This window comes from Bartonella machadoae (assembly GCF_022559585.1).
GTDB classification, from domain to species: domain Bacteria; phylum Pseudomonadota; class Alphaproteobacteria; order Rhizobiales; family Rhizobiaceae; genus Bartonella; species Bartonella machadoae.
The window spans coordinates 1,174,835-1,197,479 of record NZ_CP087114.1; the positions used below are offsets into that span (position 1 = coordinate 1,174,835).

Annotated in this window: 19 protein-coding genes, 2 tRNA genes and 3 pseudogenes; 12 read left to right on the forward strand and 12 right to left on the reverse strand. The window is 35.7% G+C overall.

Annotation, left to right across the window (positions count from 1 at the left end):
* Nucleotides 1-60 precede the first annotated feature (60 nt).
* The 6 genes from LNM86_RS05615 (at nucleotide 61) to LNM86_RS05640 (ending at nucleotide 4,061) form a co-directional block, all read left to right on the forward strand.
* Nucleotides 61-732 carry a hypothetical protein gene (locus tag LNM86_RS05615; RefSeq protein ID WP_241438767.1) on the forward strand — a complete coding sequence of 224 codons (672 nt, stop codon included), beginning with the start codon at nucleotides 61-63 and terminating at the stop codon, nucleotides 730-732.
* Nucleotides 729-1,208 (forward strand): hypothetical protein, encoded by a 480-nt coding sequence (locus LNM86_RS05620; protein ID WP_241438046.1) that lies wholly within the window; start codon nucleotides 729-731, stop codon nucleotides 1,206-1,208. Before LNM86_RS05615 ends, LNM86_RS05620 begins: the two co-directional genes overlap by 4 nt.
* Before the next feature lie 72 nt (nucleotides 1,209-1,280).
* A complete protein-coding gene (locus tag LNM86_RS05625) occupies nucleotides 1,281-2,036 on the forward strand; it encodes an ERF family protein (RefSeq protein WP_241438047.1) in 756 nt (251 codons plus the stop codon).
* Between the two features lies 1 nt (nucleotide 2,037).
* Complete coding sequence (locus LNM86_RS05630; RefSeq protein WP_241438399.1) at nucleotides 2,038-2,661, forward strand: lambda exonuclease family protein; 624 nt, start codon at nucleotides 2,038-2,040, stop codon at nucleotides 2,659-2,661.
* A 111-nt stretch (nucleotides 2,662-2,772) separates the two neighbouring features.
* Nucleotides 2,773-3,015 carry a hypothetical protein gene (locus LNM86_RS05635; RefSeq protein WP_241438768.1) on the forward strand — a complete coding sequence of 81 codons (243 nt, stop codon included), beginning with the start codon at nucleotides 2,773-2,775 and terminating at the stop codon, nucleotides 3,013-3,015.
* 2 nt (nucleotides 3,016-3,017) lie between these two features.
* Complete coding sequence (locus LNM86_RS05640; RefSeq protein WP_241438769.1) at nucleotides 3,018-4,061, forward strand: tyrosine-type recombinase/integrase; 1,044 nt, start codon at nucleotides 3,018-3,020, stop codon at nucleotides 4,059-4,061.
* A gap of 176 nt (nucleotides 4,062-4,237) precedes the next feature.
* Here the strand turns inward: LNM86_RS05640 and LNM86_RS05645 are convergent.
* Nucleotides 4,238-4,475 (reverse strand): annotated as a pseudogene (locus LNM86_RS05645) (tyrosine-type recombinase/integrase); the annotation flags it as partial.
* 621 nt (nucleotides 4,476-5,096) lie between these two features.
* Between LNM86_RS05645 and LNM86_RS12960 the strand changes: the two are divergent.
* Nucleotides 5,097-5,487, forward strand: a pseudogene (locus LNM86_RS12960) (integrase); the annotation flags it as partial.
* 717 nt (nucleotides 5,488-6,204) lie between these two features.
* Nucleotides 6,205-6,286: pseudogene (locus LNM86_RS12965) on the forward strand (DUF4102 domain-containing protein); the annotation flags it as partial.
* 251 nt (nucleotides 6,287-6,537) lie between these two features.
* On the opposite strand, the gene LNM86_RS05655 reads toward LNM86_RS12965, so the two are convergent.
* The 3 genes from LNM86_RS05655 to LNM86_RS05665 all read right to left on the reverse strand — a co-directional run bounded on the left by LNM86_RS05655 (nucleotide 6,538) and on the right by LNM86_RS05665 (nucleotide 8,670).
* Nucleotides 6,538-6,612, reverse strand: a tRNA-Val gene (locus LNM86_RS05655).
* Between the two features lie 100 nt (nucleotides 6,613-6,712).
* Nucleotides 6,713-7,075, reverse strand: a complete 363-nt coding sequence (gene cpdR, locus LNM86_RS05660; RefSeq protein WP_004858948.1) for a cell cycle two-component system response regulator CpdR — start codon at nucleotides 7,073-7,075, stop codon at nucleotides 6,713-6,715.
* Nucleotides 7,076-7,758: 683 nt separating this feature from the next.
* Nucleotides 7,759-8,670, reverse strand: a complete 912-nt coding sequence (locus LNM86_RS05665; RefSeq protein ID WP_241438771.1) for a serine aminopeptidase domain-containing protein — start codon at nucleotides 8,668-8,670, stop codon at nucleotides 7,759-7,761.
* Between the two features lie 272 nt (nucleotides 8,671-8,942).
* On the opposite strand from LNM86_RS05665, the gene LNM86_RS05670 reads away from it, so the two are divergent.
* The 3 genes from LNM86_RS05670 to LNM86_RS12745 all read left to right on the forward strand — a co-directional run bounded on the left by LNM86_RS05670 (nucleotide 8,943) and on the right by LNM86_RS12745 (nucleotide 10,894).
* The gene (locus LNM86_RS05670) at nucleotides 8,943-9,437 is read left to right on the forward strand and encodes an Hsp20 family protein (RefSeq protein ID WP_241438932.1); all 495 of its coding nucleotides are present in this window, start codon (nucleotides 8,943-8,945) and stop codon (nucleotides 9,435-9,437) included.
* Nucleotides 9,438-10,313: 876 nt separating this feature from the next.
* Nucleotides 10,314-10,538, forward strand: a complete 225-nt coding sequence (locus LNM86_RS12740) for an NADPH-dependent FMN reductase (RefSeq protein WP_256460919.1) — start codon at nucleotides 10,314-10,316, stop codon at nucleotides 10,536-10,538.
* Nucleotides 10,538-10,894 carry an NADPH-dependent FMN reductase gene (locus LNM86_RS12745; protein WP_256460920.1) on the forward strand — a complete coding sequence of 119 codons (357 nt, stop codon included), beginning with the start codon at nucleotides 10,538-10,540 and terminating at the stop codon, nucleotides 10,892-10,894. The genes LNM86_RS12740 and LNM86_RS12745 overlap by 1 nt, the downstream gene beginning before the upstream one ends.
* A gap of 2,205 nt (nucleotides 10,895-13,099) precedes the next feature.
* Here LNM86_RS12745 and LNM86_RS05680 read toward each other — a convergent pair.
* A tRNA-Pro gene (locus tag LNM86_RS05680) sits at nucleotides 13,100-13,176 on the reverse strand.
* 639 nt (nucleotides 13,177-13,815) lie between these two features.
* Between LNM86_RS05680 and LNM86_RS05685 the strand changes: the two genes are divergently transcribed.
* Nucleotides 13,816-14,169, forward strand: a complete 354-nt coding sequence (locus tag LNM86_RS05685) for an iron-sulfur cluster assembly accessory protein (RefSeq protein ID WP_241438933.1) — start codon at nucleotides 13,816-13,818, stop codon at nucleotides 14,167-14,169.
* A gap of 93 nt (nucleotides 14,170-14,262) precedes the next feature.
* Here LNM86_RS05685 and mazG read toward each other — a convergent pair whose 3' ends face one another.
* The 7 genes from mazG to LNM86_RS05720 all read right to left on the reverse strand — a co-directional run bounded on the left by mazG (nucleotide 14,263) and on the right by LNM86_RS05720 (nucleotide 22,423).
* Nucleotides 14,263-15,084 carry a nucleoside triphosphate pyrophosphohydrolase gene (mazG, locus tag LNM86_RS05690; RefSeq protein WP_241438772.1) on the reverse strand — a complete coding sequence of 274 codons (822 nt, stop codon included), beginning with the start codon at nucleotides 15,082-15,084 and terminating at the stop codon, nucleotides 14,263-14,265.
* 29 nt (nucleotides 15,085-15,113) lie between these two features.
* Nucleotides 15,114-16,043 (reverse strand): lipid A biosynthesis lauroyl acyltransferase, encoded by a 930-nt coding sequence (locus LNM86_RS05695; protein ID WP_241438934.1) that lies wholly within the window; start codon nucleotides 16,041-16,043, stop codon nucleotides 15,114-15,116.
* A 6-nt stretch (nucleotides 16,044-16,049) separates the two neighbouring features.
* Nucleotides 16,050-17,078, reverse strand: coding sequence for a zinc-binding dehydrogenase (locus tag LNM86_RS05700; protein ID WP_241438773.1), 1,029 nt, complete (start codon nucleotides 17,076-17,078; stop codon nucleotides 16,050-16,052).
* Nucleotides 17,079-17,143: 65 nt separating this feature from the next.
* Nucleotides 17,144-18,418, reverse strand: coding sequence for a beta-ketoacyl-ACP synthase (locus LNM86_RS05705; protein WP_241438774.1), 1,275 nt, complete (start codon nucleotides 18,416-18,418; stop codon nucleotides 17,144-17,146).
* A 14-nt stretch (nucleotides 18,419-18,432) separates the two neighbouring features.
* Nucleotides 18,433-19,608: a beta-ketoacyl-ACP synthase gene (locus LNM86_RS05710; protein ID WP_241438775.1), complete on the reverse strand. Its 1,176-nt coding sequence runs from the start codon at nucleotides 19,606-19,608 to the stop codon at nucleotides 18,433-18,435.
* A 10-nt stretch (nucleotides 19,609-19,618) separates the two neighbouring features.
* Complete coding sequence (locus tag LNM86_RS05715) at nucleotides 19,619-19,903, reverse strand: acyl carrier protein (RefSeq protein ID WP_241438776.1); 285 nt, start codon at nucleotides 19,901-19,903, stop codon at nucleotides 19,619-19,621.
* 201 nt (nucleotides 19,904-20,104) lie between these two features.
* The gene (locus LNM86_RS05720; protein ID WP_241438777.1) at nucleotides 20,105-22,423 is read right to left on the reverse strand and encodes an NADP-dependent malic enzyme; all 2,319 of its coding nucleotides are present in this window, start codon (nucleotides 22,421-22,423) and stop codon (nucleotides 20,105-20,107) included.
* Between the last annotated feature and the right edge of the window lie 222 nt (nucleotides 22,424-22,645).

Genomic DNA, 22,645 nt, shown 5'->3' on the forward strand with positions numbered 1-22,645 from the left:
TTTTAACACAAGCGTGATTCACGCAACAGGTGAGTTGCACGCTAATGAAGGAAATAAACCATGGAAAAGAAATACGAATTTACTGATGAAATCGATATAGTTTATAGGCGTAAGGTTCGCCGTATTCGTGCATTGAAAAACTTTGGTGATATTAAAGCTGGTGATTTAGGCGGTTTTATAGAGCATGAAGGCAATTTAAGCCATGAGGGGGATTGTTGGGTTGGGGACAATGCTTGTGTTTCTCATAGTGCTAAAGTTTGCGGTAATGCAAGAGTATTTGAAAAAGCACGCATTGCAGACAGAGCATATATTAGTGACAATGCAAATGTTTTTGGAAATGCTTGTATTGAATCTGAAGCGTGTATTTTAAATAAAGCAAAAGTTTACGGAAAAGCAGAAGTCTTTGATAATGCTATGGTTTGCGATAATGCACAAGTTTTCGGTAATGCGGTAGTTTGTGGCAAGTCTCATATTTATGGTTATGCACAAGTTTACAACAAAGCACGCGTTCACGACCAAGCTAAGATTTATGGCAAAGCACGTGTTTACGGTCAAGCCAAGGTTTATGAGAAAGCACGTGTCTATAATAATGCAGAAGTTTATGAAAATGCAAAAGTTAAGGGTAGGGCAGAGGTTTACGCTCTTGGAAAGATTTATGGAGATGCATGTGTTTGTTGGAACGCATGTATTGGCGGCAATCAGTCCATCTCAACTGGAGAAAAAACCATATGAAAAAATACGAATTTACTGGTGAAACAATAGAGGTTTCTAGTAGAACTCTTCGCCGTGTCCGTGCATTGCAAGACTTTGGTGATGTAAAAAAAGGAGATTTAGGCGGTTGGATAGAAAAGGAAAAGAACCTCAGTCACGAAGGTAATTGTTGGGTTGGAGGCGATGCTAAGGTTTATGGTGATGCTCAGATTTATGGTGATGCCGATGTTAGCGGCGATACCTATGTTTATGGCAATGCCAAGGTTTATGGTAGTGCAAAAGTTACAGGGAGTGCGCACATTTATCAAAATGCACAAGTTTATGATCATGCTACTGTAGCAGGCGCTTTTTTGAAAAGTGTTGAGATTTTTGGAGATGCACAAGTTTATGATAGTGCTTGCATTTATGACGAAGTCAAGATTTTTAGAAATGCTAAGGTTTGTGGATTGGCTCTCATTTGCGGAAACACGAGAATTCCTCAAGACATAAAAATTTAGCAACAAACAACCCTTTTAACACAAGCGTGATTCACGCAACGGGTGAGTTGCACGCTAATGGAGGAAAACAAGATGAATGAACAAAATACGAGCTTAACAGAAGTTGAAAAAACGCAACATTTAGACGTCGAACAAACTGCTATGGAACGCATTTTAAATAAAGCATTAGAAAGTGACGTCGACATGGACCGCTTAGAACGTCTTCTTGATTTAAGAGAAAAAGAAATAAAAAGACAGAACCATCAGAGCTTTATTCATGATCTTTCGGCTATGCAAATCGAATATCAAACAATCACCAAAAATGCTAAAAACAACCATACTAAGAGTGCATATGCAACCCTTGATCAGTATATTGACGCTGTAAAGGACACTCTTGCAAAACACCGCTTCGCTTTGTTTTCTCATATTAAAAATCAAACAGAAAAAAACATTACCATAGAAATAACTCTGTCTCATCCTTCAGGAAATCAAATCTCAACAGAAGGAACATTTCCAATTGATGGACAAGGAAGCAAAAATAATATTCAATCTCTTGGTTCTACGATTACCTATGCACGCAGATATCTGTTAGGCATGCTTCTTAATGTCGCAAGCAAAGAAGACGATAAAGATGGGAATATGCCTGAAAAACCGGCTTTTCCGGAGCAGATCAATGAAATCAGAAGACTGATGATACAAACAAAAGCAGAAGAAAAAAAGATACTTTCTTATGCAAATGTCGAAAAGCTTGACGATATCTCTGATCAGAGCGCGCAAACCATTTTGCACCTTTTAAAAGATAAACAAAATAAGCAAATGGCATCAACACAACAACAAACGGCGGTGTGATATGGACCAAAGAACAGCAGAATGGTTTCAAGCAAGATTAGGAAAAGTCACAGCCTCTAATGTTTACAATATCCTCAGTAGAACAGCCAAAGGATTGCCGACAAGCAAATATGAAGACTACAAAATCAAACTCATGACAGAACGCTTAACAGGGGAAATAAGCCAATCTTATATAACACCATCTATGCAATGGGGGATTGAACATGAAGAGGACGCCCTGAAAGAATATGAATTCATTTATGATGCCGATGTCATAAAATGCGGTTTTATACCACATCCTACCATAGAGATGGCAGGGGCTAGTCCTGATGGCTTGATTGGAGAAGACGGTTTAGTTGAAGTCAAATGTCCACAGTCAACAACGCATCTTCGTTTTTTTATGTATGACGAGATTAAACCTGAATACATAGCGCAGATGCAATTCCAAATGGCTTGTACAGGGCGCAAATGGTGTCATTTCATTAGCTATAATCCACAATTTGTAGGCAGATCTACTGGTTTGAGAATGAAAGTCAAACGCATCCACCGTGATGATGAACAAATTGAACAGCTTACTAAAGCAGTCGAAGTCTTTTTAGCAGAAATAGAGCAAGACATGGAGCAGATCTTGACAAAAGCTGCTTAACCCTATGGGGGTGCTCTCTCCTCCCAGCACCCCCGCCCTCTCACAACAACTTTCAAGAAATGCGTGATTCACGCTACAGGGCAAATTGTACCTAAATTAAGGGGAATAAACATGGGACACCGTCCACCTACTATAACACAACCTGCTATTGCACGTGCTTTAAGAGAAGCCAAAAAACAAGGAGCAGAGGTCGTAGAAATCAAACCTACCGGTGAAGTACTTATTCATATCAATAAAATCACACCTCCAACAAACATGGATAATGCTTATAGCATTGATGATTTTCCTCCGCTTGAAAATGAAGAATCTAGTACTAAGAAAATTTGTCGTCCTGTCGACGATATAAAGTTTTAGCCATGCCAAAACGTCGTCCACCACATCTTGTTCGTGAACGAACGCGCCATGGGAAAATCATATGGTATGTTCGTATTGGTCACGGACCACGATTTCGCATTGAAGGAACCTACGGAACACAAGAGTTTGTTGACAATTATACAGTTGCTATTAAACAAGCGCAAAGTGGCTCATCAAAAAATACGAAACGCACCACACTTACAGAAGGCTCTTTTGATTGGCTGTTGCATCAATATTTACAAAGCATGCAATGGCATAATCAATCAGAATCAACCAAAAAAGTTAAATATCGAATCCTGAACAATGTTTCTAAACATATTGGCGACCGTGCTTATAAAAGTATAAAAAAACAACATATCCTTGATGCCGTAGACAGAAGACGAGAGACCCCAGCCGCGGCTAAGCATTTTTTAACGGCTCTAAATGGTCTTTTTAATTGGGCAGTTGATAATGCTCTTTTAAATATAAATCCTGCCTTGAGTGTTAAAGCACCAAAAGCTTTTAATACAGAGGGATTAGCGCCATGGTTAGAAGACGATATTGAGAAATACTATCATCGCTGGAAATTAGGAACGCATGAACGTGTTTGGATTGACGTTCTTCTGTACACCGGCTTGCGTCGTGGTGATGCTGTTCGCATTGGTTGGAAAGATGTTAAAGAGAATATCATTCACTTAAAAACAGAAAAGAGCCAATTTAAAACAGATGTTTTTCTACCCATTTTGCCTGAATTAGCAGAAACTCTTAAAATTGGTCCTATTGGAAATGAAACGTTCATTTGTAGAAAAAGCGGAAATAAGCTTGTCAAAGAAAGTTTTGGTAACCTGTTTCGTGAGGCATGTAACGCTGCAGGAATAAAAAAATCAGCCCATGGCTTAAGAAAGTTAGCAGCAACACGCGCTGCTAATGCTGGTGCTACAGTTTCACAAATGAAAGCGCTTTTTGGCTGGACAGAAGATAAAATGGCATCGCTCTATACTAAAACGGCGGATAGAAAACGATTAGCTATAGAAGCCATCAAAAAGCTTCAAAAAGGTTCGGGATAGACAGGAAAATAAGTTAAAAGAATCAGAGGATTCAAAATTCCCTAACGTCTCTATAATACCTTGATTTTATTAATATATAGCGCAACTGTCGGGATCGCCATATCTAAGTAGAATGAGTAGGTTATAGAGAAGTTAGGTAGTTGTAAATCTTTTGTTCGTTTAACTTATTTTCCTGTCTATCCCGAACCTTTTTGAAGCTTTTTGATTGCTTCTATGGTTAATCGTTTTCTACTCGCCGTTTTAATAGAGCGATGCTGTTTTATCTTCCATGCATTCTAAAAATGCTTTCATTGATGAAACTGTAGCACCAACATTAGCTGCGCGTGTTGCTGCTAACTTTCTCAATTCATGCACTGTCTTTAATTTCACTACATTGCATATTTTTCAAAGTGGGTTACCAAAACTCACTTTAATAGAAACGATTTAAAGGATGATTCTCATTTAGAAAAAATTAAAAGTACCTATTTTATTTTCAGTGAAAATAGTATTAATTATGCCGTTTTAGATTAACTATATCTTATTCTTACAATGTAAGTACATCCATAGAAGGATTTCTACTCTCAATATCTTCACGCGTTTCATGCGGTTAAAAATGCTTCTCTAATTATCAACCTTTTCTTTAGTTATGGTTGAACTTTTCTGCGTTAAAGGATTTTAATGATTTTATTATTCAAAGCAGACTTTTTCTTTAAGAGAGTATTATGAATTACTCAAATATTATCAAATATCGTATGTAGGGAATACACTGCTTATGATATTCCATATAAAGCTACTAACATCAAAATTATTTATATTTATTTTGCGTATTGCAAATTTGAATTGAAGCAAAGAAGTATTCTCGCTTTAGAAGCTTTGTTGTTATTAGAATAGAAAGATACTGGTTTTTGCATTTTTACAAAATAATATGTTGATTTATAATGATAATTTATTGTTTTACGTATTAAATTAGCACCCCGAATGTTGTCATTTCATCTCACGTACTTGCACGTCACAAGCAGAGGGCGTATAGGGGAAAAAACTTTAGAAAGGCGTAAAATGCCTCTTATAAATCGTTTTAATGCAATGGTTGCTGCAACATTGGGGGCGGGCAAAGAGAATGATGGTGTTGGCTTTCTCTGTCATAAGCTTAAAGATGGTGGTGCTACAATGTGGCTTTGTCCGGTATACCATTCACGAACGTCGTCGTGAAATGGGCTAAGATATATCTTTTACAAAAAACTATGGATATGCAACTAATGGTATTTTATTCTTCGTGAAGGTCGTGTTCCCTAAAGAACGTGACAAATAAAAGCGTGAGGCAATGCGTATTCTCCATTATTTAAAAGATATTGCTTTAGATACTTTTGAAAGTCGTAAAGCTGAATTAAAAAATGATGGTAAGGATGGAGATTGGTTTTTTTCCTTAAAAACTTACGTTTTCTCTAAATTTAAGATTTTTTTTACAAAAAACACAATAAATTCAATATATTATATTATATTATATTATATTATATTATATTATTTTATATGAATTCTCTTTAGAAACCATGATTTTATACATGATTTAATTGACAATTTTTTATAAACGATTGCCATCTACAAACAGAGCATAAAAAGCAAATCATGATGCGAATATTAAGCATGCAAATGAAATGTAAAGCAATTATCATCCATAACAATTTATAAATTTTACAATATGTTTTTAACACAACAAATCGCGTTTTTAAGAAACAATATCCTTCTTCGATACCAGATGTTGTTGATCAGATGCTTAATTTTTCAGAGAGTGTATTGTTATTTTTAAATGTTTTTTGTTTTTTATAGTTTTTCAAGTGATGTTATTTGGTACTTCTATATTGAAAAGCTCATAACCTTCCTTAGTTTTGCATTTAAATATTGTGAAATGAGATTTATGTCTTTAAATCTACGTACAATAAAATGTCTGCTAGGGCTATTTTAAAATTTTTATAGGAGTACTATGTTATATAATACAATACATTGATTTATAACGATAATTTATTGTTTTGCATGTTGAATGAGACCCCCGAATATTGTAAGATGCTCTCATCTCAAATCCTCTTATGTTTAATCAATCATAATCATTTATTTGCACATCATAAGCAGGGTTATCGTGTGGGTAAAAACTCTAAAGAAAGGCGTAAAAATGCCTCTTATGAATCGTTTAAATATCAAAGGCTGTCACAACATTGGGGGCTAGTAAATATAATGATGGTGCCGGTTTGTTATAGAAACGCACCTTTTATTGTGATTTTTTATGCATTAATTTTGTACTCTAAAAAAGCCATATTATAGCTTTAAATCAATTTTTAAAAAGTAAAACACTATAGGATAATTCGTTTTTCTAAAAACCTTCCTAAAAGGAATCATGTTTCGTAAGAAATGTTAAAAAATCCTATTCCCTAACCTTTATTCACGTACCCCGCACCTTAAAAAAACATATGGAGAATCAGTAATCTATATGAAGTTTAAAAGCCTATGGTGGGCGTGACAGGGATTGAACCTGTGACCCCTACGATGTCAACGTAGTGCTCTCCCGCTGAGCTACACGCCCATTCAATGATGTTGCATACACCACATAGAAATACAAACGTCAATGCCTAATTTAATTTCTGATTGAATTAAGCATAAAAATAATTTAGAAAAATGCTTTTTTAAGCTGCTATAAGTATTTTTTCAACCTCATTTACAAGCTCACGTAAATGAAACGGTTTAGAAAGTACCTTTGCATCAGGAGGGGCATCACTATTTGAATTGAGTGCAACGGCAGCAAAACCTGTAATAAACATCACTCGTAAATCAGGATCAATTTCAGTAGCGCGTCGTGCCAGTTCAATTCCATCCATTTCTGGCATTACAATATCAGTAAGGAGAAGAGAAAATGGCTCTTCTTGTAAACGTTCATATGCGCTAGCACCATTATCAAAATCGGCAACTTCATAGCCTGCACGTTCTAGGGCCTTTGCCAGAAAGCGACGCATATCATTATCATCTTCTGCAAGCAGGATTCTTTTCATGAGTATGTTCCAATGGCTCCATTCGTCATAGTTTTTTGCCACATCAATTATACAATAACGAGTATTTATAAAAAAGATGATAAAATGCTTATAATTGGAATGAATGGCAAAATGGTTAATTCTTACATTCTTATCCAAAATACAGCATATTAGTTGTTAGTTGGTTAAATTCGAAATGTAGGTGACTTTGAAAAAGAAAAGAAGTATTGAGATATTTCAAATGTGATTCATTTCAGCTTCTTATGTTTGTTTGTTTTTTTATTCTAGCTCGAGCTCCTTTATAAGAATCATGAAATATGCACTTTAAAAAATATCTCTATTGGAAAATCAGAGTGATATCATATTAACTACTACTTTTGAGAAGATTATAGGATAAGGTAGAGCTTTTTATTGCTGTTTGTATTTTGTATACTTCCGGATATGCGTTACAGATGCACAGAGTGTATTTATAAAACACCCATCCTAAATAGACCAAAAACCATTTTTATTTAAAATAATATTAATCCTCTATAATAGGTAACTTATGTTGCCAGTAACTATTTTGTTTTTCGTATTAAAATCTCCTTTTTTACAATGAGAATAAAGGACTATGAAAAGGCTTTTCATATAAAAAAGATCTCTTATAATTATATATTTCTTTCTGTAAAATTGAATTATGATTTTATTAAGAAATATTATTTTACTCATCTTTCATTGAGAATAAATGCATCAAATGCAGCCCAAAATTGTTTTTTGTGACTTTCTTCATGCATGATTGTATCGAGATCAGCACCTGTGATGGTTATGCTCTCTGTCAAGCGTGTATGTTGGCATAACCGTCGTGTTTCAATGTTATTGGCAATATTATTTTGATTCGCAAGAATAAACAGTGTGGGAATTTGTAAATGCCCATGAAGTATATTTTTTTTTATAGAATCAATTGCATTAAGGACTGAAGCCATCCATTGGGATGTTGGGGCTTTGATAAAAGGGACATTGTTTTTTTGAAGGGGGGGCAATTGCATATTTGCTTGTTTTGTTGTGTGTTCAAGTTTTTTTCCACCTTTAGCGGGTAAAAAACCAAGGCCTATATCAGTAAGAAGTTGTGTTAATTTATGCTGAAAGCCATTTGTCTTATTGCCCAATGGAGCAAAGAGAGGAGAAACACAGAGCATTCTATTAAATTGATGATTAATGAAATCCAATCCGCCAAAAGCTATTAATCCTCCTATACCATAGGTGAGCATATAGTAAGGTGGTGGACAATCACGGTAAACAATCTCTTTAAGAAATACATATAAGTCATTGATATCACTGTTAATATCAAAATAATAGTGTCGGTTTTTTTGTTTCTTATTGAATTGTAATTTTTCTCGACCAAACCAATCAAATATTGCTGTAGAAAAACCGCGTTTAGAAATTTCATTTATTGGTAATAAATATTTTTCTATAGCATTTGCATAGCTTTCGAGAATAACAATTGTTCCTTTGGTTTTTTTTCTTTCAGGATATGTTACTACAAAACGAATTTCACGATCCATGGCTATTTTAAGATAGTTGTTATGGATATTAGAAGAAGAGAGAGGACAGTTCGTGGAATAAAGAGGTGTTTCCAATTGGCATCCTTTACAGTGTATTTTGCAACTTATTGCAAAGTGAAATAACGAGAGGATAGACATTTATGTAATGGTGAAAATGATTAAAAAACGGTTATGTTGCTTTTCTGTTTTGTTATAAATTCAAACACGAAAGGGTTGAAATAGGATAAAACGATTACCAGATAAACTATGTGGTCGCCATTTTGGGACCGCTGGTTCACAGGTTAAGTTTGCCATTTGGGAGCTTCGTGAATCATTTTATTGTAGTCGCTCTAAAGGAGGGCAATGTTATGCGTCAAGTAGACTTTTCACCATTTTATCGTTCAACAGTGGGCTTTGATCATCTTTTAAACTGGTTTGATTCCAGAACACAACCAGATGATATTTCTTCTTACCCACCCTATAATATTGAGCGTTTAACTGAAGATTCTTATAGAATTTCTATGGCTGTTGCTGGTTTTTCTCAAGATGAAATTGATATCGAAACGCATTGTAATCAGCTGATCATTAAGGGCGAGAGAAAGCCTGACAATGATGATAAAGAACGGGAATTTCTTTATCGAGGTATCGCTTCGCGTTCTTTTGAGCGGCGTTTTCATTTGGCTGATCATGTTAAGGTGATTGGAGCAGAACTTGGTGACGGACTTCTTCATATCCAGCTTAAAAGAGAAATGCCGGCCGAACTAAAACCAAAAAAGATAACTGTGCAAACATCATTTTCTGTAAAAAATGATAACAATCATGGTATGCGTAAAGCAAGTTTAGAAACCGAGAAAACGGAATAATTATCAATATCTTAAGAGAGTTATGTGACGCGAGACAAGAGTCTCGCGTTTTTTATATTTTTTATTAAAAAGAAGATTTTTTCGAATAAAAATTCTTTATCTTTAATTTATAATCGTTATTTTATAATACTTCGTAAACTGAAGAAACGGAGTAGGTTTAAAAAACTCATATTTGCATAATAAAACAATAATTATAATTTGGCATGAGATTTTTACTAAATTTGTGTGAAATAGATACAGAAAGATTTAGGTAGAAATATGCGATAGTTCTTTGTTTTATGCATGTTTTTTGCCATGAAATTTATTATTTATAAAAGTGTATTTTGATATCTAAAAATTTAAAAAACATAAAAAATTGTAAAAGAGAGAATTTTTGGGTGAAAAGTAAAAAAAAGTAGAAGGCTTTGTAAGAGCTTTAAAAAATTCAAATAAAGAATCAAAATTATACCGAAATGAGCCTAAAAAATATCCGATATATAAAGGTAGTTATTTATTTCTTATAGAGTACATATTATAAGGATTAATAATATTTTTATGTATTTATTTTCATAAGGAATTTCTTATAGATTTATTATTTTTATTCAATTGAAAATGATTCCTGTTTTTATAGAAAAAATATAATTTTTGTATTAACAATTAATATAAATATATTATATATTTATTCATTTAAGTTTTTATAATTTCCTATATTTACTTATGTTATTTTACTTTAAAATAAATTTTTATTTTTTATAAATAATATTATTTATTTTATCTTACGTGATACAATCACGATTTATGTTATTATAAATGGCGTATTTATATCAATCATTTTATTTACGATCCTTTATAAGCATTTAGTTAGATATGGTGGGGAAAATATAAAGGAGAATTTTATTGAATATTGCAATTATTTTGGGGTCTATACGCCAACCATCGTTAACACGAACCTTAGCAAATTATTTGGCTGATTGTCTATTATTGCGGGGAACATCACTTCATTGGATTGATTTGCGTGAACAGCCTTTGCCGATTGCTGATCCAGATTATCATCAGTGTGTAGAGGATAATCCAAGTGCTGTGGTTCGTCAGTTTGTTAAAGAAAACCGCAGCGGTGATTGATGATGTTCATCCTTGCAAGTCCTCTTTATCAAGGGTCTTATTCGGGTGTTTTAAAAAATGCTCTTGATAATTTGGCTTATGATGCTTTTTTAAATAAACCTGTTGGGCTTATCTCCCATGGTAGTGCAGCCAAAAAATGCGCACAACCGTGTGAGCATTTATTGTCGGTGGTACGTACACTTTATGGTTATGCGCTACAATGTCAAATTGCTTCGGCCAAAGAGGATTTTGCATCAGATGATGAAGGTCGTACATGGAAAGTCATAAGTGAAGAAATCCGGACATGTTGTGAACGGCTTGCTAATGAAATGTGCGCATTTTTAAGCAAAAATGGTGGAGGATATGATAAAAAATGATGAGCAATATTATGCTTTAGGGTAGGAAGCCTAGGCTACTTATCCCCTTGTATCAATTGCTAGCACTGCAATAAGTGATTATTGCAGAGCGCTTTCTTTTTTATCTGGGATAGATTACGGTATTACAAAATTATATATGTATATTGTTGGATTATTATTGTGCGGGTTTCATGGGTTCAGTTTTTAGAAGCTAGTAAGGCAATGATAGGGGCTAACATATGCATATTTGTTTGTCGATTCATTCACCTGTCCATACATTTTCTTGTGTGTTAAGTGAGAGAGCAATTGGCTTTTTTGCTAAAGAATCGTGTGTTTTGCATATTTTTTGTTTCAATGCTTTTGATAAAATGATTGTTGATTGCGCGTGCAACAACAAGGTTGATTTCATAGCAGTGAAGTGAGTATGAAAAACAACATCAAATGGTTGGTAGTGGTTTACCCATCAGGAGATAAGCCAACAAGTATGGGATGCAATAAAATGTTGTGCAAATAAAGAAAATTGCAATTATTTGAGACGGTAAACTTCAGAAAGAATTTTTTATTTTTTTGAAAGGTAAGTACTGTTCTAAAAAAGGTAACATCAAAATCATTTAAGATTTTTACTCAGTTGTAGGAGGGCATATAAGTAGCAGGAATTAATCAAAAAGAAGTATAATTATCTGAGTAAAAACCGTGTAAGATATGTTTACTTTGATATAATCGGTAAGAAAAAATAACCTTATAAAATGAGGAAGCAGAAATTAAAGAAGAATTATCGATAAACTGAAAATATAAGGGGTGTTATATATGCTTGGTTTAAATGTGTATTTTTCTGATTCATATGTTCAACTTGTTTCGATGGCATTATATATTTAAAATTAGATGGTCAAGGATCTTGTGTGCAAGTGTTATTTGTAATGAAGGATTCATTGGTTAATCTGGGATAAAGAGCGATTGAACGCGATAAAATAATTATGATCATGTAATTTATGAGAGCTATGTTGAAAAAGATTTGCCCAAAATGTAAATTATGATCTGGATCATACGTTGTTTTTTTAATTACTATAAATCTTTAAAGTTAAAATTACACAGCGCTAATAATATTATAGTCTTGACGGGTCGATGTTTTTAGATCGTTTTGGGAAGAGAAGATTTGTTTTGTATTATAAGCTAAGGATTCTAAGAGTGAATTGGATTTTTTTGTCAAAGAATATTGAAAATTAAAATATGGCAAGGCATATTTTGAAATCCTAGGAATGGGGATAAAATTACTAAAAAAACTGTGATCAATTGGTGGAAATCCAGCGTAGGAGAAAAATTATTGTGGGCATGTAAGGGGAGGGTAAAATTATGATTGGGTAAATTATTGGCGCTTTTGGATAAGTCCTCCTTCAAGAAAATCTTACTTCAAGAATCGGTTTTATTTTAAGGGAAAAACCATATGAAAAAACGGTCGTTGTTTTAAAAGTTGATCTCTCCTTGCTAGAGATTTAGCATTAAAAATGCTGGTCTTTACTATTATGTTTTCTTCTTAATTTTTTGCATCTGTTCATTTTAGAAAATAAATCGAGTATTTTGCAAGCAGAATATTGATTTATAATGATAATTCATCGTTTTACGTATTGAATTAGCACCCCGAATATTGTCATCTCATCTCATCTCATCTCATCTCATCTCATCTCATCTCATCTCATTTCATCTCGCGTATTTGCATGTCACAAGCAGAGGGCGTGTAGGGAAAAAACTTTAAAAAGGCGTAAAAATGCCTCTCATGAATCGTTTTAATGCAATGGTTATCGGTTATCGCAACATTGGGGGCGGGGTAAAAAGAATGATAGTGCAGGATGCTCTTTCATAAGTGTAAAGATGGTGGTACAGAATGGCTTTTTGCTATACCATCTAGGGATGCCGTCGTAAGATAAGAGATTGGGTGCTTTAAGAAATGTTTCTTAAAAAAGCCCGTAAATGTGCAAAACAATGGCGCTCTATTTGTATAAAAAGGATGAGATCTGAAATCTTTATTTTACAATTAAAACTGCGTGCTTAATTTTCAAGAGGGTTTTCAATAATCATGTTTTTAAAGTCTCTTTGAAAAACACGTTTAAATCCTTTAAAATAAATTGGTACAAAATCTCATCTTAAAATGTATGAATCTTGGCGACAAGCTACGGTCATTTTATTCGAAAATAGGTACACATCTTATATTAATGTATTTTCTCAGAAAAATGGTCGGAGCGGCGGGATTTGAACCCACGACCCCTTGACCCCCAGTCAAGTGCGCTACCAAGCTGCGCTACGCTCCGAGCCTGCATAAAACGACTAAACGACTGTTTCTTTAAAGGCAAGAGAAAAATAAACAAAATGAAATCTAAAATATTTTTGTATTTTTAAAAAAGCTTACAATCGTAAAATATTTTTTTTACTTCAGTTCTTTATTTGTTGAAAAATATAATTAAGTTTACTTCGCTCTCGGATTTATTGATTTTATTGCGCGTTTTATGCAGGTGTTTGTTTAGTTATTTTTGATGATTGTGAAGATATAAGGTAAGGTCTATATGCTGCTGATGCATTCTTTTTTGGGGAAATTGATTGCTTTGAAAGAAAAACGATGCTTTTAAGATTTCTGTTTGTTCATTGAAATTTTTTCAAAACAGTAAGCACATTTTATAAATGTAATGGTAGATTTATAATACAGAAGAACTTTGTTAGGGGGGGGATAATTTTTAGAGGGTATTTTCATAGCCCTTGAGAAGAATAAAAAAGAAATATTGAAAATTATATAATCAATAAATCCAAATCATCCAATATGAAACTTTTATCATGATAAAAAAGATCAAAATATTTCAATTTATATCTTGTGGTTTGGTTTTTAATATACCAGATAAATGTGTATAGTAGATGGAACATTGTCAAAAGTTTTATTGAGCAGAAAAGAGTAAATGATGAGCCGTTTTTCGGTAATAAATTTGACGGAAGCTGCTGTGAGTCGTGTTAAAGCGATTATGGATGCAAAAGGGGCGCAGGGTATTCTTATTGGTATAAAAAAAGGCGGTTGTGCGGGGATGGAATATACCGTTACCCTTGTAAAAGAAGAGGGGGTAGAGGCTGATGTTGTTGAAGTGAATGGCGCTCGTGTTTTTATAGCACATGATGCGGTCTTGTTTTTATTAGGAACACAAGTTGATTACGAAGTGACAGCACTTCGTTCTGGTTTTGTATTTAAAAATCCTAATCAAGTTTCAGCATGTGGATGCGGTGAATCAGTAGAGCTCCGTCCTGCCATAAAAAGTCAGTGAAATAAAAAGTATAAAGCCAATTGAGTGCTATGATAAGCTTTTTAAGCGATTCGGTAGTCTAATAATTTTTTAGGTTGCTGGAATCTAAATTTCTTATTTCTCAGTTTTAGCTTTATTCCAAAGATCTTCCATTTCACTCAAAGAGGCATCAGTGAGTGTTTTAGATTGCGTGGATAGGTTTTCTTCAATATAGTTGAAACGATTTCGAAATTTTTTGTTGGTTTCTTTTAATGCTTTTTGTGGATTAATATTCAAGTGGCGTGCAAGATTAAGCAGGGTAAAATAAAGATCACCAAATTCTTCTTCTATATTTAATGTTTTGTTCTCTTTGATTGCTTCTTTGAGTTCAGTGAGTTCTTCTTCGATTTTTGCAAAAAAATGATGATTTTCATGCCAATCAAATCCCACTTTGGCAGCTGCTTTTTGTAAAGCGAGCGCTTCTTGTTCTGTGGGCTGAATTTTGTTTACTTTTGTAAGAATGCTTGTTGTAAAATTGTTTGAGGAACTTGCTTCTTTGCACCATTTTTTCTGTTTAATCTGTTCTGCTTTTTTTATCTGTTCCCATTCTTCTGCTACAAAACCACGTTTTTTTTGTTCTGCATTTCCAAAAACATGGGGATGACGACGAATCATTTTTGCAGTGATTGCGTAAACAACATCCTCAAAAGTAAAGCTCTGTTCTTCTTGCGCAATTGTAGCATGATAGACGACTTGTAAAAGAAGATCACCCAATTCATCGCAAAGATCTGTTCGGTTTTTTCGTTCAATAGCATCGATAACCTCATAAACTTCTTCGAGCATATAGGGAATAAGGGATTCAAATGTTTGTTTTATATTCCAGACACATCCGTTATGAGGATTGCGTAATGCTTTAACAATTGCGATCAGATCATTGATATCTTTTGACGCGATCATTTATGTCTTTCCTATAAATCTTTTATATATCAGTTGTCCCAACGTCTGTGTAACCAGGTCCATTGTCCGGGATATTCACGTATCCAGCTTTCAACAATATCATTTAATTTTTGTGTAGAAGCAGCTATATCGATTTCATTGTTTTCATCAAGTGGGAGTTTTATACGTTCATACAACTCTAAACGATGACGCCCTCCAGCTAAACGGATACAACGCGCTGGGTAAATATCACAATCATATTGTCGTGCAAGTTTTATAATTAAGGGGTTTGTTTTCAGCGGTCTATTAAAAAATGTTCCTAAAATACCGCGACGAAACTTTTGGTCAACAAGCATGCCGACATTTTTTCCCTCTGCTAATTTGGCTGCTAATGCCCAAGCAGCACCTGCTTTGGAGGGAACAAGATGTCCCATAGAAGTTTGTCGAGCTTTCAGGACTCGTTTTGCAATATAGGGATTATTAGGGGGTCTAAAGAGTACTGTGATATTAAGACCGAAACTTTGAGCACATATAGGGAGAAGTTCAAAATTACCAGTATGCGCTGTAAAAAAAATATGCGGTTTTTCTTCATTTTTTAATCGTTGAAATATTTCGGTACCCTTAACCTCAATGAGGCCTGGTTGTTCTGCATGAGGATCAAAATCAAAGATTTTATCAAGAAAAATATATTCAGCGAGAAATTGTCCTATATTTTCCCACATTTCTATTGCAATTGTGTGGAGTTCTTTCTCTGTTTTTTCTGGATATGCAGCTCTCAGGTTTGCAAGCGCGATTTGATGACGATGGATACGAGGACCAATTTTTTTTGCCAACCAAGAAAAGAAAGAAGTTCCAATGTTCGTAGGAAAAAATTTTAAAATATTTAAAGAACCAATAAGCAAGCATGCCCATAAAAAATAGAATGATTTTTTTGTTATAATTTTAATGTGATACATAAAAAATTTAATATAAGATTTTATCATAATTTAATCGATTTTAAGAATAATTTTACCAAAAACATCACGACTTTCCATACGCTTTAAAGCTGTATCAATTTCATCAAATCTAACAATTGTATCAATGATAGGATGTACAACACCTTGTGCCATTTTTTGCATGGCGTTTTGCATATTTTCCATGCGACAGCCAAATGAACCAAATATCTTCAGTTGTTGCTGAAAAAGATGCATGAGGTTTAGTGGTGCTGTAACTCCAGAAGTAGAACCACAAGTGACTAATCGTGCTCCTCGTTTCATACACAAAAGAGAACCACTCCATGTATCAGCTCCTACATGTTCAAAAACAACATCTACACCTTTTTTTTGCGTTAATTTGCGGACCACACCTTCAAAACGATCTTTACGGTAATTAATAACGTGATCTGCTCCAAGAGATTGTGCTTTTGCAATTTTTTCATCGGAACCTACGGTCGTGATAACTGTGCATCCGATATGTTTTGCAAGTTGAATGGCCGCTGAGCCAATACCAGAGCCTCCCGCCTGTATCAGAATTGTTTCTCCCGTTTGGAGTTTTGCATTATCGAAAAGCATATGTTCGACAGTACCAAAAGTAATTGGAGCGACTGCTGCTTGCAGTTCATTACATTTTGGAGGAGCGGGGACCAAGAGGCGTGCTGGCAGATTAACAAGTTCACAGGCAAAGCCATCAAGATGGAAACCATAGACGCCTTTTACATTACTACAAAGATTGTCACGTCCTTCACGACAAGCTTGGCATATTCCACAGGTCTGTGCTCCATAAATTGAGACGATTTGTCCGAGTTGTAAATTTTTAACGTTACTCCCGAGTTGTATAACCTCACCGGAAGATTCAGCACCAATTATGAGGGGCATTTTTCTTTTAGCAAACGCCATCCCACGCCAGCCCCATACATCAATGTGATTAAGAGCGACAGCTTTTATCTTTACTGTTACTTCATCAGGATTAGGGGGTGGAGGAGGGGCAATATTGGTGATTTCAAGCTGGCGTTCATTTAATAATTGTAGTGCACGCATTATTTTCCCCCTTAAATATATATTGTTTTTAGGTTAAATATACTAACTTTGCTTAGTATGAAAATTTAGCTTTTATATGCTGTGATAACAAGACTCATATTTTGACCACCAAATCCAAATGAGTTTGATAAAACTGCATTGACAGCAGCTTTACGGCTATGATTAGGAACGACATCTAAAGGGATGGCTGGATCAGGGTTATCATAATTGATTGTCGGGGGAAGTATTCCCGATTGAATCGTTAAAAGTGAAAAAACAGCCTCTATGGCGCCGGCGGCAGTGAGTGTATGGCCAATCATTGATTTGTTAGAAGAAACCGGAATATGTTGTAAAATATCACCGAAGACTGTTGATAATGCGAGATATTCCATCTTTTCATTTTCAGGTGTTGAGGTTCCGTGTGCATTGATATAGTCAATTTCATTGATGGTTATTTGAGCATCATTTAAGGCTTTGCGAACGGCTTCAATTGCTGGAGATGCGTCAGGCTTTGAGCGTGTACGGTGAAAATCATCTGCTGTCTCTCCGCAACCTGCTAAAATTCCTAAAATTGTGGCATTACGCTCTAATGCGCTTTTCAGAGATTCAAGAACAAGAGCGCCTGCTCCCTCTGCCATAACAAAACCATCTCTATCACGGCTAAAGGGTTTTGCCGCTTTTTCTGCAGGTTCATTTTGGGTTGAAAGAGCAGATAATAATGAAAAACGAATAAGAGATTCTGCTGAAACGGAACCATCCGTAGCAATCGTAAGCGCACGATTTGTTTCTCCACGTCGAATAGCTTCAACACCTAATTGAATAGCTGTTGCACCAGATGCACAAGCGGTAGAAAGTGTAACAGGAAGCCCCTTTGTGCCAAATTGTTTTTGAAGATTTTCTGCAATGGCACCAAATTGTGTGGTTTCAAAGAGTTTTTCATGAGAGTTATTACGGCAGATTTCAAGAAGACGTGCATAAGAAGGTTCTCTATTGAATGTTTTCTCTTGATCAAGGGCAAAACGCGCTGTCCATTCGAGCTCAACAGGAGGAGCTGCTAAAAAGAGTGGTCCATCAAAATTTGTTTTATCAAGAACAGCTTGCGTTAAAGCTTCTTCTGCTACAATATGAGCGAGTTTTTCAGAGAGGGCTGAAGCGCCAAGCGCACTTTCTTTAAGAAAATCAATGGTTCCAGCGATACATGTCTTTAATCCCTCAACGGGAAAACGTGTTATTTTATGAATGCCGCTAATACCACTTGTTAATTTTTGCCAATTTTCTTGTTTGCCTTGTCCCAGTGATGTTACAATTCCTGCTCCAGTTATTGCGACAAGTGGACGTCCGAGATGATCATCATATTTCACTATAGCAATCTCCCTCAAACAGCCGTTAGGCGAACTAAACCTTCAGCTCTCTTTATGCCAATGGTCGTAATAAATGCTTCTCGTACTTCTTCAGAAAAAGGCTTTTCGTGTTCACTTAACGCTGGAAAGCTACGTTTTTTTTCAACAGAAATGGCAGCAAGAGCAAGCGCTAAAGGAAGTTGCACTTCCCGCAGATAGCCAAACAATGTTGTAACACCGCGGTAAGAAATATCCGCAGCCTCAAGAGCTCTTTTTTCTGCTTGTGTTACTTCATGAAATCCTGAAGCAGCTGAAATGGTCAAAGTAGATTGCACTGCCATTGTTTTCAACATTGCCCCAATTGATTCTTCAAGTGGGATTTTTGTTCTATCTGTTTGATCTGTCAGTATCTGATCAATTTTAGCATAAGCACGTGCATTTCGTTTTTCTGCGTGTGCTTTGCTTTCAAGAACTAAAAAGACAGCGCCAGAACCAGTTATAACGCCGCCGCCAGGGTATTTTTGACGTTCCCAAACTGGTGTCCACCCCCCCCACGTTAAAAGATTTCCAAGTTCATGCGCTAACAGTATATCATAACCTTGTGTATTATAGGAGCTTCCAACCAGTGCATGTGTACTCTGTCCTGATCGAATACGAGCTACGGCAATTTGAAGTGCAGAAAGTCCACATCCTTCTTCTCCCATAAATGTACGAGAAGATCCGGTGACTTTGTGAACGATAGAAATATTTCCAGCTAAAAGATTTGATAATTGTGCTAAAAACAAGGTGGGACGAAGTTCCGTCGAAAGGATTGAATTTAACATGGAAGCAGGATCAGCTGTTGTGCGTGCTTGTGAGAGAATTTGTGTATCAACGTCAATATCACGTTCTCCCCCACTTGCGGCAACAATCATATCCATTGTTGATGTTAATTGTTCATTATTTTTCATACCTGCATCATCAAGAGCAAGGCCTGCTGCATAAGTACCAAGGCGTTGCCATGTGCCCATTTGCCGTTGATCACTTTTTTTGGGAATTTGTAAACTCCAATCAATTTCAGATAATTGATGGACAGTGTAGGGTGGAAAAGTTGTACAATCAAGATTTGGTGTCACTGTAGGATCATTTAAGAGATTCCAATGATGTTCAACTCCTTCACCCAGAGAGGTGATAAGTCCTATACCAGTAATGAATACATCTTGATCATGCATGATGGAAAAATTATTCTGCCTGCTTTAAGGCAACGAGTTCATCAATTTTTGTACAAAGGTTTTTAAGAACAAAGTATTCTTCAGTTGTAATGGAACCTTCGTTAACTTCTTGTGTCCACTGTTCTAGTGGAATTTTAATCCCAAAAGCTTTATCAATGGCGAAAACAATATCAAGAAAATCAAGGCTATCGATTCCCAAATCGTCAATGGTATGGCTTTCAGGTGTGATTGTGCTGCGATCAATTTCACTAATTTCTGCAATAATATCAGCAACTTTATCAAACGTAGAGGGCAATGTACGGTTCCTTATTATAGAGTTATAAATTTAAAATATACGCGCTTGCCTTCTTTTAGCCTTTTTTTCCTTAAAAAAAAAAGACTCAAAGCAGAATATCATTGCCTTTTCTAATAAGAAAACGCGTTTTTAGTGTTTGAAATACCACACTTCAAGGTTATTAAAAGGTTTAAAACTTTCTTTGTGTTTCCTTACTTTTCTTTATTTTATTATAGAATTTTTTCTATTGGCAGCAAGGACAGCAAGAGCTGTCATATTGACAACCCCTCGTGAAGTGACTGAAGGTGTTAGGATATGTACAGGGCGTGAGGCTCCGATTAAAATAGGTCCTACGTGAAGTGCATTGGTTAAATTCTTTACCAGATTGAGTGTTATATTCGCTGCATCAAGTGTTGGAAAGACAAGCAAATTTGCTTCACCTTTGAGGCGAGAATCAGGGAAAACACGATCACGAAAAACTTTGGAAAGTGCAGCATCACCGTGCATTTCACCATCGGCTTCTAAATTTGGATATAATTGGGCAAGAATTTCTGTTGCACGGCGCATTTTTCTTGCACTTTCTGTATTTTTTGAGCCAAAGTTCGAGTGTGATAATAATGCTGCTTTTGGTGTTATACCAAATGCTTCAATTTCTTGCGCTGCCAATACGGTCATTTCTGCTATTTCTTCTGCTGAAGGGTTCTCATTGACGTAAGTATCCGTTAGAAAAAGAGTGCGACGTGAAGAAATCAGCAAACTTACGGCAGAAAAATGACGAACATTTGCATCAAGACCAATAACTTGTTCAATTAATTCTAGATGACGTTCGAAACGCCCTTCTAAACCGCAAATCATTGCATCAGCTTCTTCGCGCATCACGGCAAGTGCTGCAATCGCTGTTGTTGATGTTCTAACAATTGTTTTTGCAACGTCGGGTGAAACACCGCGTCTTCCTGTGTAGCGAAGAAATAAATTAACATAATCACGAAAACGCGGATCATTTTCAGGGTTTGTCAGTTCAAAATCTATACCGGGGCGAATTCTTAAACCGAAGCGTTTTAGTCTTGCTTCCACGACATGTGGACGGCCAATGAGGAGAGGTATTGCTGTTTGTTCTTCAAGGACAATTTGTGCCGCTCGAAGGACACGTTCATCTTCACCATTGGCGTAAATGACGCGTTTACGTTTTGCTGTTTTTGCCGCAGCAAAAACAGGTTTCATCGTTAAACCAGAACGGAAGACAAATCGATTAAGGATATCATGATAGGCTTCCATGTCTTCGATCGGCCGCAGTGCAACACCAGTTTCCATTGCTGCTTTTGCAACAGTAGGGGCTATGCGCAGTATTAATCGTGGATCAAAGGGGGAGGGGATCAGATACTTTGGACCAAAACTGGGTGGTTTTTTTGAATAGGCACGCGCTGCAATATCTGAAGTTTCTTCACGAGCGAGAGCCGCAATTGCATGAACTGCGGCCATTTTCATTTCTTCATTGATTGCAGTGGCACCAACATCTAATGCACCACGGAAAATATAGGGGAAACAAAGAACATTATTAACCTGATTGGGGTAATCAGAGCGTCCTGTACAGATCATTGCATCTGGACGTATGGAGCATGCTTCTTCTGGCATAATTTCTGGTGTTGGATTAGCAAGTGCTAATATTAATGGGTTTGGAGCCATTTTTTTCAGGTGTTCAGGTTTTAAAACACCACCTGCTGATACGCCTAGAAAAATATCTGCATTGTCAATAATTTCAGATAAAGTTCGGGCATCAGTGTCTTGTGCATAACGCATTTTCCAACGATCCATAAGAGTTTTGCGACCTTTATAAACAACGCCCTCTAAGTCGCTTAGCCAAATATTTTCAACTTTTGCTCCAAGGCGAACCAAAAGATTAATACAAGCCAAAGCTGCAGCACCTGCACCAGAACCAACTATTTTGACATCTTCAATTTTTTTACCAGCTAGATTTAAGGCATTTAATACCGCTGCTGAAACAATAATAGCAGTTCCATGTTGATCATCATGGAAAACTGGAATATTCATTCGAGAGCGAAGCTTCTCTTCTATTTCAAAACATTCAGGAGCTTTGATATCTTCGAGGTTAATACCACCAAATGTAGGTTCTAAAGCAGATACCGTTTCTATCATTTGCTCAATATGAGGTGCATCAATTTCAATATCAAAGACATCAATATTAGCAAATTTTTTAAAGAGAACAGCTTTTCCTTCCATAACCGGCTTTGAGGCAAGGGGACCAATATTTCCTAAGCCAAGAACAGCACTTCCGTTTGATATAACAGCGACTAAATTAGAACGGGAAGTATATTGGGCAGCAAGATTTGGATCTTTGTGAATTGCAAGACACGGTGCAGCGACACCTGGAGAATAAGCAAGCGCTAAATCACGTTGGTTATCGAGAGGTGTTGTTGCTTGTATTTCTAACTTTCCAGGTTTTGGATACTGGTGATAAAAAAGTGCGGCACTATCAAGTTCAGATTTTTCTAAACTGAAATTACTATTTTGTTTTGTAGACATTTTTATGATATCCAAGTTATAGCGTATCTTTATATGAGTGTTCCATTTACGACAAAGCCTTAATCCACTGCTAGAGCTTAATTTCTCTGACTACACAAATGCAATGTGTGTGAATAAATTTTCCTATATTATTACGTCAGTTTGATATTTTTTTGTTCGCATTCATGAACAATTTATTTGATATCAGCACAATAATTTTTTCTCCTTAACCGAAATTCATGG

What these genes read in the sequence shown, in the direction of transcription:
- LNM86_RS05700 (WP_241438773.1), bottom strand. Translation starts at nt 17,078, where the DNA reads ATGCGTGCACTACAATTATTAAATGAACGCCAGCTTGAAATCACCAAT.
- LNM86_RS05640 (WP_241438769.1), top strand. Translation starts at nt 3,018, where the DNA reads ATGCCAAAACGTCGTCCACCACATCTTGTTCGTGAACGAACGCGCCAT.
- LNM86_RS05630 (WP_241438399.1), top strand. Translation starts at nt 2,038, where the DNA reads ATGGACCAAAGAACAGCAGAATGGTTTCAAGCAAGATTAGGAAAAGTC.
- LNM86_RS05620 (WP_241438046.1), top strand. Translation starts at nt 729, where the DNA reads ATGAAAAAATACGAATTTACTGGTGAAACAATAGAGGTTTCTAGTAGA.
- cpdR (WP_004858948.1), bottom strand. Translation starts at nt 7,075, where the DNA reads ATGAAAAGAATCCTGCTTGCAGAAGATGATAATGATATGCGTCGCTTT.
- LNM86_RS05635 (WP_241438768.1), top strand. Translation starts at nt 2,773, where the DNA reads ATGGGACACCGTCCACCTACTATAACACAACCTGCTATTGCACGTGCT.
- LNM86_RS05710 (WP_241438775.1), bottom strand. Translation starts at nt 19,608, where the DNA reads ATGCATGATCAAGATGTATTCATTACTGGTATAGGACTTATCACCTCT.
- LNM86_RS12745 (WP_256460920.1), top strand. Translation starts at nt 10,538, where the DNA reads ATGATGTTCATCCTTGCAAGTCCTCTTTATCAAGGGTCTTATTCGGGT.
- LNM86_RS05685 (WP_241438933.1), top strand. Translation starts at nt 13,816, where the DNA reads ATGAGCCGTTTTTCGGTAATAAATTTGACGGAAGCTGCTGTGAGTCGT.
- LNM86_RS05615 (WP_241438767.1), top strand. Translation starts at nt 61, where the DNA reads ATGGAAAAGAAATACGAATTTACTGATGAAATCGATATAGTTTATAGG.
- LNM86_RS05670 (WP_241438932.1), top strand. Translation starts at nt 8,943, where the DNA reads ATGCGTCAAGTAGACTTTTCACCATTTTATCGTTCAACAGTGGGCTTT.
- LNM86_RS05720 (WP_241438777.1), bottom strand. Translation starts at nt 22,423, where the DNA reads ATGTCTACAAAACAAAATAGTAATTTCAGTTTAGAAAAATCTGAACTT.
- mazG (WP_241438772.1), bottom strand. Translation starts at nt 15,084, where the DNA reads ATGATCGCGTCAAAAGATATCAATGATCTGATCGCAATTGTTAAAGCA.
- LNM86_RS05625 (WP_241438047.1), top strand. Translation starts at nt 1,281, where the DNA reads ATGAATGAACAAAATACGAGCTTAACAGAAGTTGAAAAAACGCAACAT.